Raw genomic sequence first — 14,689 nt, 5'->3', positions numbered from 1 at the left:
CGTGGCCTCACTTGCGAACGTAGGTCAGCTTCTTCGTGCCGCCGTCGCAGCTGCCGATGACTTTTGCATCGCCCACCTTGTCGTTGTCGACGGCGGCGATCTCGTAGCCCTTGACGCCTTTTTCATCGAGCTTGGCGACGATCTCGGCCTTGAGTTCGTCGCAAGGCTTGGGGACGGCCTGGGCGGCGGTGCAGAAGGCGAAAAGCAGGGCGGTGGCGGCAAGCTTGCTCATGGCAAATGGGGCTCGTGATGGGGTGGTGGCGGCATTGTGCTTCTAGGCGGGTATGCCAAGAAAGCAGGCGTGCACGCTGACTAGAATCCGCGCCCGAAACGGACCAAAAAACCCAGGGAGGGGTTCATGTTCAAGCGCCATTTGGGGTGCCTGTTGGCACTCGCCATGACTTTGACGGCTTGCGGGGGCGGAGGCGGCAGCAGCGGAGGCCAGGACCCCGCCTATCACCTCAGCTTCGCGCCTGGCACCTTGACGGCCAGCTACGCCCAAGGCACCTCGGCGTCGCTCAGCGTCACGGCCACGCTGGACCGATCCGTCAGCCAGACCATCAACGTCGCCATCGTCGACAGCGTCGGCGTCATCGAGCCCAATGTGCAGCTGTCTGCGGGCACGGGCAACAGCTACCTGGCCAGCGTGACGCCCAAGCCTTCGCTCGCCACGGGCGAATACAACGGCTCGCTGCAGATCAAGATCTGCTTCGACAGCCCGGTCACCTGCGCCTCGCCGCTGCCGGGCTCGCCGTTCTCGCTGCCCTACAAGTTCACCGTGACGGCGCCGCCGGCGGCCAACGTCAGCCCCACCCGCCTGTCGGTGAACGCCGACCAGGACGAAATCCCGTCGCTGCAGCTCGCCGTCAACCTGCCCGTCAACACGGGCACGGCCTTCACCGAGTTCATCGACAAGGCCGGCGTGTTCCAGTTCAGCGGCGGCCCGGTGACGGTCAGCGGCCAGGGCCTGAACCGGGTGCTGGTGGTGAATCCGACGCTGGCCCCCGGCAGCTACACGGGGCAGATCGAGCTGCACATCTGCAAAGTGCAGCCCTGCACGCAGGAACTGCCCGGCTCGCCGGTGATCGTGCCCTACTCGATCACGCTCAAGCCCTCCATCAACCTGAGCACGCTGGCGCGCTCCGTGGGCGTGGGCGAATGGGCCCAGCACCAGGCCAACGCCGCGCACACCGGCTACGTGCCGCTGACGCTGGACGCCGCCAAGTTCAACCGCCGCTGGCGCTGGGCCGTGCCCGTGACGGAGACGACGGGGCAGTCGGGCGTGGCAACGGCCTTCCAGCCGGTGGTCACGTCCAACGACATGGTCTACGTGCTGACCTCGGGCTATTTCCAGACGGCCACGCTGTACGCGATCAGCGAGCACGACAACAGCCTGAAGTGGAAGAAGGAGTTCGGCAGCATCTTTGCCGCCAACCCGCCATCCACCGATGCCGGCGCCGTCTACCTGGCCACCAGCGGCCATGGGGACACGGCCATGTGGGGCTTCAACGGCAGCACGGGCGCGCAGAAGTTCCGCACCGCCTTCGGCTCGCAGTGGGAGCATTACCTGGCGCCCACCATCGTCAATGGCAACGTCTACACGAACGGCGGCTCCTACGGCGGCCTGCTGAGCTTCAAGACCTCGGACGGCACGCAAAACTGGTTCGCCTTCATGTCCCAGTACGACCAGTGGACGCCCGCCGTGGACGGCAGCTACGCCTATGCCTTCATGCCCAATGGCCTGAACGGGGTCAATGTCGCCGACGGCAGCTCAGCCTTCGTCATCAACGACCCGAACAACGCCGTCCAGGCCTACAGCGTCAACGGCGCGCCCATGCAGATCGCCCCGGGCAATGTGGTCGTCATCAACGGCAACGGCTCGAATGGCTCGAAGAACCGGCTCGTGAACTTCGACGTCGCGGGCCGTGCCATCAAGTGGTCGGTCGAGGGCAGCTTCAGTGGCTCACCGGCCTACGCCAAGGGCGTCGTCTACACGATCAACGGCGCACAGCTCGAAGCCCGCAGCGACGTCGACGGCAGCCGCACCTGGGCCTGGCTGCCGGACGAGGCATCGACCAATCCCTTCTCCACCGACTACGGGTCGCTGGGCAAGAACATCATCGTGACCGACAACCTGCTGTTCGTCAGCACGGTGACCAAGGTCTACGCGATCAACCTCGCGACGCGCCAGACGGTCTGGACCTTTGCCAAGCCGGGCCGCCTGGCCCTGTCGCCCAACGGCATCCTCTACGTCAGCACCGTCGCATCGGGTGAACTGCCCGCCGGCCTGTACGCCATCAACCTGCGCTGAGGCGCTGCGGCTGACGGACGTGGCTCAGCCGGCCACGTCCCACACCACGCCCTCTTCCGTCAGCATGGCGTCCAGCGGCGCATCCAGCGCGCTGGGCTTGAGCAGCGGCAAGAAGCCGTGGGCATACCCGATACCCACGGCCGCGGGCCGGGGCTGGGTTTCGGTCAGCGTCTTGTCCATGAACCCGCCGCCGTAGCCCAGGCGCAGGCCGCAAGGCCCGAAACCCAGGCAGGGCACGAGCATCAGCTGGGGCTGGAACTCCTCGGTGCCTTTCGGCTTGGGGATGCGGAAGGCGTCTTCCTCCATCGGGCAGCCGGGGTACCAGACGTGAAAGCGCAGCGTGCGGTGGACCTTGTCGACCACTGGCAGGCCGATGCGCCGTTCCGGGTGGCCTTCGCTCCAGCGGTAGAGCGCCGGCAGCGGGTCGAACTCGCCCTTGATGGGCCAGTAGGCGCCGATGGTGGTTTCCTGGCGCCGCAGCAGCCACACGCGCAGCACCTCCTGCAACTCGTCAGCCAACTCAAGGCGCCGGGGCAGGGCCAGGCGTTGTTCGATCAGCTTGTGCCGGATGGCGGCGCGGTCGTTGGCGTCCATGGGGCGCGAGCTTACATTCGCCGGCATGACCGATCCCTTCACCGAGCTCTGCATCGAGATGCTCTCGCCCCTCGGCGCGGTGCGGGTGCGCCGCATGTTCGGCGGCCAAGGGCTTTACGTGGATGGCCTCTTCATGGCCATCATCGACGACGGCCAGCTCTTCCTGAAGGCCGACGACGTGACGCGCGAGCGTTTCGACGCCGCCGGCTGCGTGCCCTTCACCTTCCCGAACAAGGACGGTGAACCGGTGATCACCAGCTACCGCCGCCCGCCCGAGGACGCGCTGGAGTCGCCACCGCTGATGCTGCCCTGGGCGCGATTGGCGCTCGAGGCGGCCTTGCGCGCGGCGAACGCCAAGGCCAGGAAGCCCGCAGCTCGGAAGTCAGCCGCCAAAAAACCGGCGGCCAAGAAAACCACGCCCCGCCGTGCCTGAAGTCGGCGGCACCAGCAGTTCGAAGTCCGCGGCCGGCCAGCCTTCCAGCACGGCCGTCTGGCCCGGCGCCAGGGCCACGGCCTCGCCGGCTTCCAGCCACTTGTCCTCGGCCGGCTCGTCGGTGGTGCCCGACAGCGTCAGCCAGACGCGGCCACGGGCCACCGCCAGGCGGCGCGCCTCGGCGCCACCGGCCAGGGTCATCGCCCGGCCACCGTCCAAATGCCATACAGATTGCGCGTCGCTCATGATGAGCCTCCTGGGTTGATGTCAGGGATTCTGCTTAGATCACCCACGACGGTCCAATGACTCCGCGGCGCGGATTGATACCATTCACGCATGAATCAGCCGTTACGCCAGAGACCGTTGTCGATCGGCCCGCTGCGCGCCTTCGAGGCCGTGGCCAGGCTGCTGTCCTTCCGCGCCGCGGCCGAGGAGCTGAGCCTGACGCAGTCGGCCATCAGCCGGCAGATCCAGTCGCTGGAGGAGGAGATCGGCTGCGTGCTCTTCCTGCGCGGCACGCGCAAGGTCGAGCTGTCCGGCGACGGGGCCGTGCTGCTGCCCACCGCCGTGGCCGTGCTGTCGCGCCTGGACCAGACCGTGCGCCAGATCCGCCGCTCGCGCGGCCGGCGCGTCGTCAACGTCAGCACCTTTGCGTCCTTCGCATCGCTGTGGCTGATCCCGCGCATGGAGGCCTTCCAGCGCGAGCATGCCGACATCGACATCCGCGTGTCGGCCTATGACCGCAAGGTGGACCTGGAAGACGGCGAGAGCGACCTGGCCCTGCGCTACGACGACCGCCCGTCGGTGCCGGCGGATGCCGAGCAGCTGTTCGAGGAGCTGCTGTCGCCGACCGTCAGCCCCTGGTACCTGCAGAACCCGCCCGCGCCGCTGAAGCGCGCCGCCGACCTCACCGGCCATGCCCTGGCGGAAGAAGACGACCCCCGCCCCAGTGCCGAGTACCTGAGCTGGCGGCGCTGGCTGACCGAGCAAGGCGAGCACGACCTGCAGCCGCGCCGCTGGCTCTACCTGAACTTCACCTACCAGCAGGTGCAGGCCGCGCTGACCGGCCAGGGCGTGGCCCTGGCCCGCCTGCCGCTGGTGCACGAGCACCTGACGCGCGGCGAACTCGTCGAGCCCTTCGGCAAGGCGGGGCGGCTGGGCAGCCCGTTCAGCTACTGGATGATGCTGGGCCCGAACGCCGCGCGCCGGCCCGAGGTGCGGCAGTTCGCCGACTGGGTGCGCGAGCAGGCCGCCATCACCCGCGAACAGCTCGTCGGGGTCTGAGCCCATGTGGAAGCGCGCCGTCGTCTATGGCCTGGCCCTGGCGGCCGGTACCGCGCTGCTGCAATGGCTCGACTACCGCCACTTCGCCCGAGCCCAGTCCGAGACGGTCTACATCGCGGTGATCGCCGTGACCTTCCTGGCCTTGGGCGCCTGGGCAGGCGTCAAGCTGCTCGGCCGCCGCGCGCCCCCGGCCGAGCCCTTCGACGGCAACCCACAGGCGCAAGCGACGCCGGGCATCAGCCCGCGCGAGCTGGAGGTGCTGGAGCAGTTGGCCGCCGGTTTGTCCAACAAGGAGATCGCCGACAAGCAGCATGTGTCGCCGCACACGGTCAAGACGCATGTGGCCAAACTCTATGAAAAGCTCGACGCGCGGCGCCGCACCGAGGCCATCCTGAAGGCGCGCGAGCTCGGTTTGTTGCGCTGATGGGCTGATTTCATCGAAATCACCCATTTATCCGATGGCCCTGGCGGCCTGAACATCGTTCCATGGCGGCTCCTTCCATCCGCCATGAGGTCCCAATGCTGAAAACCATCCTGTCCTTCGGTGCCGTCGCTGGCTTGGCTGCCGGCATCCCGCTGTTCGCCCTGCTGATCCTGAACCGGGGGGCGCCGCCGGCTCACGGCATGGTCATCGGCTACACGCTGATGCTGGTCGCGCTCAGCCTGGTCTTCGTCGCCATCAAACGCCGCCGAGACGACGACCTCGGCGGCGTCATCCGCTTCTGGCCCGCCTTCGCGCTGGGCCTGGCCATCAGCCTCGTTGCCGGCGTCGTCTATGCGGCCGCCTGGGAAGTGACGTTGGCCGTCACCAAACTGGACTTCGGCACCGAATGGGCCAAGATGTACCTGGCCGAGAGCAAGGCCAAGGGCCTGCCCGAAGCGGAGCTGGCCAAGCTGGCCGCCGAGATGGACGAGTTCAAGCGCAACTACGCCAACCCGCTGTTCCGCTTCCCGATGACCATGGCCGAGATCGTGCCGGTGGGCCTGCTGGTGTCGCTGGTATCGGCGGCGCTGCTGCGCAACCCGCGCTTCATGGCCGCCAAACGCATCTGAGGAGACCCATCCATGCTGCCCACCGGCGCCGCCCTCTACGCCTTCCTGTTCGCCACCCTGGTGCTGGCGCTGACGCCGGGGCCTGGCGTCGTCTTCATCGTCGCGCGCACGCTGGCGCAGGGGCGCACGGCCGGCCTGGCGTCGGTCGCCGGCGTGGCGCTGGGCAATTTGACGAATGCGGTCGGCGCGTCCATCGGCCTGGCGGCGCTGTTCGCCGCTTCTTCGCTGGCCTTCACCGTCGTGCGCTGGGCGGGTGCGGCCTATCTCATCTACCTCGGCATCCAGGCGCTGCGCCAGCCCACCGCGGCGGCTGACGGCACGCCGCCCGCGCCCGCCGAGCCGCGCAAGCTCTTCCGCGACGGCTTCTTCGTCGCGCTGCTCAACCCCAAGACGACGTTGTTCTTCGCCGCCTTCATCCCGCAGTTCCTGCACCCCGAGGGCTCGCAGGCGGCGCAAGCCTTGACGCTGAGCGTTCTCTTCGTCGCAGTGGCCGCCGTGACGGACAGCGGCTACGCGCTGCTGGCCGGCTGGATGAAGCCGCTGCTGCGCGGCGCGGCCAGCAGCGGACGTTATGTGTCAGCGCTGGTGTATTTTGCGCTGGGGCTGTATGCGGCGTTTGGCGGCACCAAACAGAAAACCTGAGCTCATTGCGGCGAACTCTGGGTTCGATAGAGCTTGGCGGCATGCACCCAGAAGGCAAAGCTGCCGTCATCCGGGCTCTCCACGAATGGCGCAAGTCCTACACGGATGAGTTGTTCTGCCAGGTCGGTTCCGTCGCCTTGAGGCGCGACCCTGATCTTGCGATCCAGGACGTCCCCGTAGTTCTTCCCGGTGTTCTCGTCAGCGAGCGACTCCATCCGTTCCGGCGTCATCGCGCCGATGTTCCAGACGTGAACGTCGTGGTCGATCGCGAACGTCTTGATGCGCCAGGCCTCGCCATCCTTCAGACAGAACTGGATGGTGTCCGCCGCGCCAGTCGCGGCCCTCTCCAGGTTCTGGAGATAGCTGCTTTCAACGGTGAGCACGTAGATCAGAAGCAGGGAACACATGGGAGGTTTCAGTGCGACGCCGTAGCAACCACCCCGGTATCCGCCACGACCCTCGCCAGCGCCTGCGCCATGGCCTGCTGAGAACGCAGCACCTCGTTGACGCCGGCATCCTTCAGCCACTGCACCTCTTCCTGCGTGTGAGCGATGACAGCGCAGCGCAGTTCGGGGTTGAGCTGGCGCGCCAGCGTCAGCATGGCAGGCACCCCGCGCACATCGTTCACGGCGATGACCAGCCAGGCGGCCTGGGCGATGTGGGCCTGCACCAGCGTCATGGCCTCAGTGGCCTCGCCCAGCACCGCCGCCTGCCCAGAGGCACGCAGCTTCTCGACGACGTCGCGGTCATGGTCGATGACCACCAGCGGCCGGCTGCCGAGTTCGGCGTGCAAGGCCGTGCCCAGTGAGCCATGGCCCACCAGCACGACCTGACCGGCCAGCGCGCTCTGCGGCGTGTCGGCCGGCAGCTCGGCCAGCGGGTCGTCGCGCGCCTCCAGCTTGCGCGCCCAGGCCGAGCGCTTGAGCACCCAGCTGCGCAAAGGTTCCACGCCTGCGAAGAGCACCGGGTTCAACGCGATGGACACGATGGCGCCGGCCACGACGAGGCTGGTCGCCTCGGGCGGCACGAGGTTCAGGCTCTGGCCCAGGCCCAGCAGGATGAAGCTGAATTCGCCGATCTGCGCCAGGCTCACCGCCACCGTCAGCGCCGTACTCAGCGGGTAGCGCAGCACCAGCACCAGCGCGCCGGCCGCCACCGTCTTGCCGACGAGGATGACGGCCACCGTGGCCAGCACGGCCATGGGTTGCTCGACGAGGATGCGCGGGTCGAACAGCATGCCCACCGCCACGAAGAACAGCACCGCGAAGGCGTCGCGCAGCGGCAGGCTCTCATGCGCCGCGCGCTCGCTGAAGGCTGACTCGCGCAGCACCAGGCCTGCGAAGAAGGCGCCTAGCGCGACGCTGACGCCAAACAGCGCCGCCGCCCCCACCGCCAGGCCGATGGCCGCCGCCACGGTGGCCAGCGTGAACAGCTCGCGCGAGCCGGTACGGTTGACCTGCCACAGCATCCACGGCAGCAGGCGCCGGCCCACCACCAGCATGACGGCGATAAAGGCGCCGACGGCGAGCAGCGTCTTGGCGATGGTCCAGGCCAGATGGCCGCCGCCCTGTCCCTCCCCCTGGCCCTGGCCGCTCAACACCGGCATCAGCACCAGCGCCAGCACCATGGCCAGGTCCTCGACCACCAGCCAGCCGACCGCAATGCGGCCATTGCCCGTGTGCAGCAGCTCGCGCGACTCCAGCGCCCGCAGCAGCACCACCGTGCTGGCCACCGACAGCGCCAGCCCGAACACCAGCGACGCGCCCAGGTCCCAGCCCCACCACCAGTGCGCCAGCCCCGCGCCCATCGCCGTTGCCGCGGCCATCTGCACCAAGGCGCCGGGCAGCGCGATGCCCTTGACCGACACCAGGTCGCCGACCGAAAAGTGCAGGCCGACGCCGAACATCAGCAGCATCACGCCCACCTCCGACAGCTGCTGGGCCAGATGCACGTCGCCGACGAAGCCCGGCGTGTACGGTCCGATCAGCACGCCGGCCAGCAGGTAGCCGACGAGGGCCGGCAGCCGCGCCCACTGCGCGAGCAGGCCCAGCACCAGCGCCAGGCCAAAGGCGGCGGCCAGCGTCGAGATCAGGGTCATGCCATCGTGCATCGTCGGGGGTCTTCCTAGTCAGTTATTCAATCGCCGCAATTCGCGGGCCGAGCGCCGGGCCGCTCCCAAGCCGGCCCGCCTTGGGCGATGTGCTTGCCGGTCGATCCGGCAAGCATCGTCGTCCCCTCAGGGGACCGGCCAAGGTACTCCTTGGGCGAGGGGCCTCATTTCAGTCAGGGGTGATGAGCTCGCGCTCGGTCAGGATCAGCGTCAGCGCACGGTCATGCGCCTCGACGGGGAAATGGGTCTCGGCGGCGGACCAGGCCAGGCCGATGGTCGTCACGCCGGGATGCTCGCTGAGCCAGCGGTCGAAATAGCCGCCGCCATAGCCGAGGCGGAAACCCTCGCGCGTGAAGCCCACGCAAGGCACCAGCACAACGTCGGGCACGGCGACCGCGCCGGTGGACGTGGCGATGCCGCACTCGTCCTGGGCCGTCGTCGGGCCGCCGTCCCAGCGGCGAAACACCATCTCGGCCGGATCGCGCCGCGCAAAAGGCAGGGCGCGAGCGAACGGCAACGCACCGGGGTCGAACTCACCCGGCAGCGGCCAGTAGACGCCCAGCAGCTCCGGCTCCAGCTGGGCCAACAGTTCGCGCAGCGATGCACTGAGCGCGGCCTGGGCGGTCTGGAAGGCCAGGCCGGCCGCGAAGTCGCGGCGCGCGGCCAGCAGCTCGCGGCGAAGGGCAGGACGGTCGGGGTGGGCAGCGCTCATCGTGGGGCGGTTTCGGCGGCGGAGGGCGGCCTATTAAAACCCATGGCCCATGTCGCTCCTCAGGGCTGGGGACGAGCCCCATCATCGGGATGGAGCGCACGGCCTGCGCGGGGCTATGGTCGCGCTCGTCTTTCACCCCGGAAGCCGCCATGCCGACGCCCCACGCCCCCTATCACCCCATCATCTATGTGCGCGGCTACGCGATGTCGCGCGGCGAGATCGACGAGACCACGGCCGACCCCTTCTGCGGCTTCAACCTCGGCTCGACGATGTACCGCGCGGTGCCGAACAAGACCGACAGGCCGCGCAAATACGTCTTCGAGTCGCCCGTCGTGCGGCTGGCCTCGGAGTACGGCTACCAGGACGTCTACGAGGACGGCTACGACATCGTCGACCCCGAATGGGAGGCCGACTCCCTGGGCAAGCCGACCGACAACAAGCTGGGCAGCCGCTGCATCGTCATCTACCGCTATTACGACGCCGCCTCCTCCTACCTCGGCAACAGCAAGACGCCGGAGATCGAGGACTTCGCCAAGGGCCTGTCCAAGCTCGTCGCCCGCGTGCGCGACCTGGTCTGCAAGAACCCCGAGAACAAGATCAAGCCGGCCGACTTCCGCTGCTATCTCGTCGCCCACTCCATGGGCGGCCTGGTGTGCCGTGCCTTCTTGCAGAACCCGGCGCTGGACACCGACAAGGTCGCCAAGCATGTCGACAAGTTCTTCACCTACGCCACGCCGCACAACGGCATCGACGTGCTGGGCCAGAACATCCCGTCCTGGCTGAGCCTCAACGACATCTCCAACTTCGACCGCGACAAACGCATGCCGGCCTATCTCGACTTGGCGGCCGCGGCCAAGAAGCACAAGCGCGTGGACCTCATCCCCGAGGCGCGTTTTCCGTCGCGGCGCGTGTTCACGCTGGTGGGCAGCAACCGGCTGGACTACGAAGCCGCGGCCGGCATGTCGCGCAGCTTTGTCGGCCATGGCAGCGACGGCCTCGTGAAGATCGAGAACGCGACGCTGTGCGGCCTCGACGCCAAGGGCAACATCACCGACCAGTGCGCCAAGGCCGTCGTCTACCGCGCCCACTCGGGTTACTTCGGCATCGTCAACAGCGAGGAGGGCTACCAGAACCTGGCCCGTTTCCTGTTCGGCGACGTGCGCGTGGACCTGTGGCTGGAGATTGACGACATCCGCCTGCCCGACAAGGTGCAGGAAGAGGCCGACGCCGGCCGCGCCGTCAATGCGCTCTACCAGATCGAGGTCGTGGCGTCGCCGCGCGGCAAGCTCTGGTACCTGACGCGGCGCACGACCGAGGAGGACTCCGTTGCCTGCGTGGCGCATGCCAACTGGAAGAAGGACGCCAGCCAATACCTCAGCAGCGTCTTCCTCGCCAACCGGGCCAAGGTCAACCCGCGCCGCCGCTCACTGGCCTACGGCATGACGCTGGGCGTGCGCGTGCCCGACTACGAGATCGAGAAGCGCCTCTGGCTCAACGAGCACTTCGAGGGCGGCTATTTGTTCCGCAACGCGCTCATCCTGGAGATGGTGCCGCCGGCCAACGACGGCGACGCCTGGAAGGTCAAGTACGCCTGGCAGGACGCCGGCGTGTCCATGGCCGACACCGAGATCGCGGCCAAGCAGCTGACGTCGAGCCGCATCGAGGTCAGCGTGCCCTTCGACAGCAGCGCCGTGGCCACCAACGGCAAGATGAAGCCCACCAACCCCGGCATCCGTGGCCGGCTGCGCTTCGAGATCGAGGGCTGGAACCTGGACGCGGCGGACTAGGACCTGCTAACGCGCGCGGCGGCGCAGCCAGGCCAGGCCGGCCGCGCCGCCCAGCAGCAGCGCCCAGCTCGCCGGCTCGGGCACGGCCGTGATCTGGTAGACGAAGCTGTGGTCGCGGTAGTTGAAGTCGCCGCCGCTGGGCAGGTCTTCGAAGGCGATGTTGGTGCCGGCCGGCACCTGCGCATCGCCGGCGAAAGGCGCCGCCCAGGCGTGATTGACACCATCGCCGTTCAGGCTGACATCGGTGTAATAACGCGCCGCGCCGCTGTTGGCGTCGATGAAGAACACCAGGCTGTCGCCGGCCGACACCGTGCCCAGCACAAAGGTCTGGCCATAGGCGCTGGCGTGGTTGTCCAGGCCGGGCGTGCCGTCCACACCGTTGATGCGCGCACCAACGAGATTGGTGAAGCCGCCGGCCTCGCCGGTGTAGTAGGCCACCAGCGTGCCGCTGGCGCCCACCGTGAAGCTGCTGGCCGGCGCCTGGGTGCCGGGCGTGGGGTAGATGTCCGGGTTGGCCTGGGCGGTGAGGCTCAGCAGCAGCGCCGAAGCCAGCAGGATGCGTTGTGCAGCGGTCTTCATCGGCAGTCTCCTTGTCGACTGGCGCGAGGTTAGCGAAATTGGTAGCGCTATCCAGCCCCTAACTCGTGGGCCGCGCCGCGCAGCCGGCGGCGCTTGCGTAAAAGGCCGGGGCGCCGGTGGGCCTGGGTTAAATTCAGGACCAAGGCGCGGCGCTCGGCCAGCTGGCCGGCGCGCACGCAGTGTTGAGCAGTCGCAGGCGTGGAGCGCATGAGTCAGATGGGTGGTCGAGTTTTCAAATGCATGGGCCGCGGGGTGCTGATCCTGCTGCTGTCGGTGGCCTTGAGCGCCGACGCTGCCCCATCGCCGCCGGCCGATGCCGACCCCGCCGTGCAGGCCCGGGACGCCTGGGTCAAGCGCGACCGCAAGCGCCTCGCCGCGCTGGTGGATGCCGCCCGCGCCCAGAACCATTCGCTGGCGGGCTGGGTCGAGTACTTCGACCTGAACGCACGCCTGGCCGAAGTCCGCCAGCCCGAGATGGACGCCTTCTACGCGCGCTACCCCGGCAGCTATGTCGAGGACCGGCTGCGCAATGACTGGCTGCTGGAGCTGGGCCGCCGCCGCGACTGGGTCAACTTCCGCCGCGACCATGCCACCTACGTGATGCGCGACGACCGCGAGGTGGCCTGCTATGCCTTGCTGGCAGAGCAACTCACCGGCAACAAGGTCAACGCCGACACGGCTCGCGCAGCCTGGCTGGCGCAGAAGGACGGCGACGACGGCTGCCAGCAGCTGGCCAGCGCGATGGTTGAAGCCGGCGCCTTCAAGCCCGAGACGCTGTGGGCCAAGGCGCGCCTGGCTACCGAGCAGAACCGCCCCCGCGCCGCCCGCCAGGCCGTGGCCCTGCTCTCAGCCAAGCTGCTGGACCAGAAGCTCGCCGAGCTGCAGGACAACGCCGGCCGCTACCTGACGCGCAAGGCCCGCACCACGCCGCGCGCCGAGGCCGAGCTGACGGCGCTGGCCCTGGCCCGCGTTGCCGCCAACGACGCGACCCAGGCCGGTGACCTGCTGCGCGAGAAGTGGAGCCGCCTGCCCACCGACCTGCAAGCCTGGCTGTGGGCGCAGATTGGCCGCCAGCAGGCGCTGCGCCTGCAGGACGACGCGCTCGCCGCCTTCGAGCGCGCCCACAAGCTCGCGCCCGAGCTGGAGTGGAGCGACGACACGCTGGCCTGGAACGCCCGCGCCGCGCTGCGCGCCAAGGCGCCGGCCATGGCCCTGCGCGCCATCGAGAAGATGAGCGCCACCGAGCAGCGCGACCCCGCCTGGGCCTACTGGAAGGCCCGCGCAACCCGCCTGCAAGGCGACCAACCCGCCGCCCGCGCCCAGCTCGCCGTGCTGGCCACGACCCCGCTGAACTACTTCGGCCGGCTGGCCGCCGAAGACCTCGGCCTGCCCACGCCGTTGCCGCCGGTGCCCGCGGCGCTGACGGCCGACGAGCGCCGCGCCGCGCGCGGCCATGCGGGCCTGACGCGCGCGCTGCAGCTCATCGACCTCGGCCTGCGCAGCGAAGGCGTGCGCGAATGGAACTTCTCGCTGCGCGGCATGGGAGACCGCGCCCTGCTCGCAGCCGCCCAGGAGGCCTGCGACCGCGAGGTGTGGGACCGCTGCATCAACACCAGCGAGCGCACCAAGACCGAGATCGACATCGCCCAGCGCTACCCCCTGCCCCACCGCGCCGAGCTGCAGCGCGAGGCCCAGGCCGCCGGCGTGGATGCCGCCTACGTCTACGGCCTGATCCGCCAGGAATCGCGCTTCGTGCTGGATGCGCGCTCCCACGTCGGCGCGGCCGGGCTGATGCAGGTCATGCCGGCCACGGCCAAGTGGACGGCCAAAAAGGCTGGCCTCGACTACAGCGCCGAGCGCATGCACGACCGCGACTTCAACCTGCGCATCGGCACCCAGTACCTCAAGCTGGTGCTGGACCGCTTCGAAGGCGCCCAAGCCCTGGCCGCGGCGGCCTACAACGCCGGCCCCGGCCGGCCGGCACGCTGGCGCGACGGCCCCGTCATCGACGCCGCCATCTGGGCCGAGAACATCCCCTTCAACGAGACGCGCGACTACGTCCGCAAGGTGCTGCTGGGCGGCGCCATCTACGCCCAGGTGCTGGGCCTGCCGGCCACGTCGCTGCGCGAGCGCCTGGGCGTCAGCGTCGGCCCGGCCGGCGCCCGCGCCGCGGATGTCAGCGATGTGCCGCCGGCAGCGGTGGCTGGGGAGTCCAAATCATGACCCTCTCGGTTCTCGTCCTCGGTGGCGGCGGCTTTGTCGGCCGCGCCCTCTGTGAGCAGTTGACGCGCCGCCTCGGTGCCGACGTCCGCATCACCGTGCCCACGCGGCGCTTGCCCCATGCCCAGGCCGTGCAAAGCCTGCCCGGCGTCACCGTCATCCAGGCCGACGTCTTCCACGACCTGCCTCGCCTCGTGCCCGGCCACGATGCCGTCGTCAACCTCGTCGCCATCCTGCAGGGCAGCATGGCCGCCTTCGAGCACGTGCACGTGGAGCTGCCCAAGCGCATCGCCGCGGCGGGCGCCAAGCGCGTGGTGCACGTCAGCGCCTTGGGCGTGGCCGAGCATGCGCCGTCGCGCTACCTGCGCAGCAAGGCGGCCGGCGAGGCCGTGCTGCAAGTGGCGACGCAAACCGGCGCGCTGGACCTGACGCTGGTGCGCCCCTCCCTCGTCTTTGGCAACGGCGACAAGAGCGTCAACCTCTTCGCGGGCCTGCAACGCTACTTCCCGCTGATGCCGCTGGGCGGCGCCGAAGCGAAGCTGCAACCCGTCTGGGTGCAAGACCTGGCCCGTGCCTTGGTGGAGGTGCTGCTGCGCCGCGAGGCCGTTGGCCAGACCTACGAAATCGCCGGCCCGCGCGTGCTGACGCTGGGCGACCTGGTGCGCCTGGCAGGCCGCGTCGCCGGCTGCGAACGCACCGTGCTGCCCCTGCCCCATGCGGTTGCCACGTTGCAGGCGCTGTTCATGGAATGCCTGCCGGGCGAACCGCTCTTGTCGCGCGACAACCTGGCGTCGCTGAGCGTGCCCAATGTGGCGAGCGGCAGCCACCCTGGTCTGGCCGAGCTGGGCATTGCGCCGTCCTCACTGGAAGCGGTGCTGCCGACCTATCTGGCGCCGGGCAGCGGCGTGGCGCGGCTGGATGCGTGGCGGGCGAGGCGATAACGGCGCCAGCGATTCAGGGGAGC

At 69.0% G+C, this 14,689-nt stretch carries 16 protein-coding genes; 9 read left to right on the top strand and 7 right to left on the bottom strand.

Annotated elements, in window-relative coordinates:
• Positions 1–7 precede the first annotated feature (7 nt).
• Positions 8–232, bottom strand: coding sequence for a DUF1161 domain-containing protein (locus tag AC07V5_RS08270; protein WP_495115162.1), 225 nt, complete (start codon positions 230–232; stop codon positions 8–10).
• Between the two features lie 165 nt (positions 233–397).
• Here AC07V5_RS08270 and AC07V5_RS08265 point away from each other — a divergent pair, with 165 nt between their 5' ends.
• Positions 398–2,311: an outer membrane protein assembly factor BamB family protein gene (locus AC07V5_RS08265; RefSeq protein ID WP_495115161.1), complete on the top strand. Its 1,914-nt coding sequence runs from the start codon at positions 398–400 to the stop codon at positions 2,309–2,311.
• Positions 2,312–2,335: 24 nt separating this feature from the next.
• On the opposite strand, the gene AC07V5_RS08260 is transcribed toward AC07V5_RS08265, so the two are convergent.
• Positions 2,336–2,905 (bottom strand): 5-formyltetrahydrofolate cyclo-ligase, encoded by a 570-nt coding sequence (locus tag AC07V5_RS08260; RefSeq protein ID WP_495115160.1) that lies wholly within the window; start codon positions 2,903–2,905, stop codon positions 2,336–2,338.
• 25 nt (positions 2,906–2,930) lie between these two features.
• Here AC07V5_RS08260 and AC07V5_RS08255 point away from each other — a divergent pair, with 25 nt between their 5' ends.
• Positions 2,931–3,338 (top strand): TfoX/Sxy family protein, encoded by a 408-nt coding sequence (locus AC07V5_RS08255; protein ID WP_495115159.1) that lies wholly within the window; start codon positions 2,931–2,933, stop codon positions 3,336–3,338.
• Here AC07V5_RS08255 and AC07V5_RS08250 read toward each other — a convergent pair.
• A complete protein-coding gene (locus tag AC07V5_RS08250; RefSeq protein WP_495115158.1) occupies positions 3,288–3,584 on the bottom strand; it encodes a DUF2917 domain-containing protein in 297 nt (98 codons plus the stop codon). The genes AC07V5_RS08255 and AC07V5_RS08250 overlap by 51 nt on opposite strands.
• 90 nt (positions 3,585–3,674) lie before the next feature.
• Between AC07V5_RS08250 and AC07V5_RS08245 the strand changes: the two genes are divergently transcribed.
• The 4 genes from AC07V5_RS08245 to AC07V5_RS08230 all read left to right on the top strand — a co-directional run bounded on the left by AC07V5_RS08245 (position 3,675) and on the right by AC07V5_RS08230 (position 6,317).
• Positions 3,675–4,622 carry a LysR substrate-binding domain-containing protein gene (locus AC07V5_RS08245; RefSeq protein ID WP_495115157.1) on the top strand — a complete coding sequence of 316 codons (948 nt, stop codon included), beginning with the start codon at positions 3,675–3,677 and terminating at the stop codon, positions 4,620–4,622.
• A 4-nt stretch (positions 4,623–4,626) separates the two neighbouring features.
• On the top strand, positions 4,627–5,046 hold the full coding sequence (locus AC07V5_RS08240) for a response regulator transcription factor (RefSeq protein ID WP_495115156.1): 420 nt from the start codon (positions 4,627–4,629) through the stop codon (positions 5,044–5,046).
• A 95-nt stretch (positions 5,047–5,141) separates the two neighbouring features.
• Positions 5,142–5,675: a DUF4199 domain-containing protein gene (locus AC07V5_RS08235; RefSeq protein WP_495115155.1), complete on the top strand. Its 534-nt coding sequence runs from the start codon at positions 5,142–5,144 to the stop codon at positions 5,673–5,675.
• A 12-nt stretch (positions 5,676–5,687) separates the two neighbouring features.
• Complete coding sequence (locus AC07V5_RS08230) at positions 5,688–6,317, top strand: LysE family translocator (RefSeq protein WP_495115154.1); 630 nt, start codon at positions 5,688–5,690, stop codon at positions 6,315–6,317.
• A gap of 2 nt (positions 6,318–6,319) precedes the next feature.
• Here the strand turns inward: AC07V5_RS08230 and AC07V5_RS08225 are convergent, their stop codons facing one another.
• The 3 genes from AC07V5_RS08225 to AC07V5_RS08215 all read right to left on the bottom strand — a co-directional run bounded on the left by AC07V5_RS08225 (position 6,320) and on the right by AC07V5_RS08215 (position 9,139).
• Positions 6,320–6,724, bottom strand: coding sequence for a hypothetical protein (locus AC07V5_RS08225; RefSeq protein ID WP_495115153.1), 405 nt, complete (start codon positions 6,722–6,724; stop codon positions 6,320–6,322).
• A gap of 8 nt (positions 6,725–6,732) precedes the next feature.
• The gene (locus AC07V5_RS08220) at positions 6,733–8,427 is read right to left on the bottom strand and encodes a cation:proton antiporter domain-containing protein (RefSeq protein ID WP_495115152.1); all 1,695 of its coding nucleotides are present in this window, start codon (positions 8,425–8,427) and stop codon (positions 6,733–6,735) included.
• A 169-nt stretch (positions 8,428–8,596) separates the two neighbouring features.
• On the bottom strand, positions 8,597–9,139 hold the full coding sequence (locus tag AC07V5_RS08215; RefSeq protein WP_495115151.1) for a 5-formyltetrahydrofolate cyclo-ligase: 543 nt from the start codon (positions 9,137–9,139) through the stop codon (positions 8,597–8,599).
• A 149-nt stretch (positions 9,140–9,288) separates the two neighbouring features.
• Between AC07V5_RS08215 and AC07V5_RS08210 the strand changes: the two genes are divergently transcribed.
• Positions 9,289–10,926, top strand: coding sequence for an esterase/lipase family protein (locus tag AC07V5_RS08210; RefSeq protein WP_495115150.1), 1,638 nt, complete (start codon positions 9,289–9,291; stop codon positions 10,924–10,926).
• Positions 10,927–10,932: 6 nt separating this feature from the next.
• Here AC07V5_RS08210 and AC07V5_RS08205 read toward each other — a convergent pair whose 3' ends face one another.
• On the bottom strand, positions 10,933–11,505 hold the full coding sequence (locus AC07V5_RS08205; protein ID WP_495115149.1) for a PEP-CTERM sorting domain-containing protein: 573 nt from the start codon (positions 11,503–11,505) through the stop codon (positions 10,933–10,935).
• Between the two features lie 207 nt (positions 11,506–11,712).
• Here AC07V5_RS08205 and AC07V5_RS08200 point away from each other — a divergent pair, with 207 nt between their 5' ends.
• Positions 11,713–13,728, top strand: a complete 2,016-nt coding sequence (locus tag AC07V5_RS08200) for a lytic transglycosylase domain-containing protein (protein ID WP_495115148.1) — start codon at positions 11,713–11,715, stop codon at positions 13,726–13,728.
• Complete coding sequence (locus AC07V5_RS08195; RefSeq protein ID WP_495115147.1) at positions 13,725–14,666, top strand: complex I NDUFA9 subunit family protein; 942 nt, start codon at positions 13,725–13,727, stop codon at positions 14,664–14,666. Before AC07V5_RS08200 ends, AC07V5_RS08195 begins: the two co-directional genes overlap by 4 nt.
• Positions 14,667–14,689 lie beyond the last annotated feature (23 nt).

This window comes from Roseateles sp. GW821-FHT02E12, from assembly GCF_059421665.1.
Note: the sequence above shows the minus strand (reverse complement) of the source record. Positions and strands in the feature narration are given on the sequence as shown.

Bases quoted from the DNA above. Each gene is read 5' to 3' on its own strand.
- AC07V5_RS08220 (WP_495115152.1), bottom strand. From the start codon at position 8,427: ATGCACGATGGCATGACCCTGATCTCGACGCTGGCCGCCGCCTTTGGC.
- AC07V5_RS08210 (WP_495115150.1), top strand. From the start codon at position 9,289: ATGCCGACGCCCCACGCCCCCTATCACCCCATCATCTATGTGCGCGGC.
- AC07V5_RS08195 (WP_495115147.1), top strand. From the start codon at position 13,725: ATGACCCTCTCGGTTCTCGTCCTCGGTGGCGGCGGCTTTGTCGGCCGC.
- AC07V5_RS08200 (WP_495115148.1), top strand. From the start codon at position 11,713: ATGAGTCAGATGGGTGGTCGAGTTTTCAAATGCATGGGCCGCGGGGTG.
- AC07V5_RS08230 (WP_495115154.1), top strand. From the start codon at position 5,688: ATGCTGCCCACCGGCGCCGCCCTCTACGCCTTCCTGTTCGCCACCCTG.
- AC07V5_RS08215 (WP_495115151.1), bottom strand. From the start codon at position 9,139: ATGAGCGCTGCCCACCCCGACCGTCCTGCCCTTCGCCGCGAGCTGCTG.
- AC07V5_RS08260 (WP_495115160.1), bottom strand. From the start codon at position 2,905: ATGGACGCCAACGACCGCGCCGCCATCCGGCACAAGCTGATCGAACAA.
- AC07V5_RS08265 (WP_495115161.1), top strand. From the start codon at position 398: ATGACTTTGACGGCTTGCGGGGGCGGAGGCGGCAGCAGCGGAGGCCAG.
- AC07V5_RS08225 (WP_495115153.1), bottom strand. From the start codon at position 6,724: ATGTGTTCCCTGCTTCTGATCTACGTGCTCACCGTTGAAAGCAGCTAT.
- AC07V5_RS08235 (WP_495115155.1), top strand. From the start codon at position 5,142: ATGCTGAAAACCATCCTGTCCTTCGGTGCCGTCGCTGGCTTGGCTGCC.
- AC07V5_RS08255 (WP_495115159.1), top strand. From the start codon at position 2,931: ATGACCGATCCCTTCACCGAGCTCTGCATCGAGATGCTCTCGCCCCTC.
- AC07V5_RS08270 (WP_495115162.1), bottom strand. From the start codon at position 232: ATGAGCAAGCTTGCCGCCACCGCCCTGCTTTTCGCCTTCTGCACCGCC.
- AC07V5_RS08205 (WP_495115149.1), bottom strand. From the start codon at position 11,505: ATGAAGACCGCTGCACAACGCATCCTGCTGGCTTCGGCGCTGCTGCTG.
- AC07V5_RS08250 (WP_495115158.1), bottom strand. From the start codon at position 3,584: ATGAGCGACGCGCAATCTGTATGGCATTTGGACGGTGGCCGGGCGATG.
- AC07V5_RS08245 (WP_495115157.1), top strand. From the start codon at position 3,675: ATGAATCAGCCGTTACGCCAGAGACCGTTGTCGATCGGCCCGCTGCGC.
- AC07V5_RS08240 (WP_495115156.1), top strand. From the start codon at position 4,627: ATGTGGAAGCGCGCCGTCGTCTATGGCCTGGCCCTGGCGGCCGGTACC.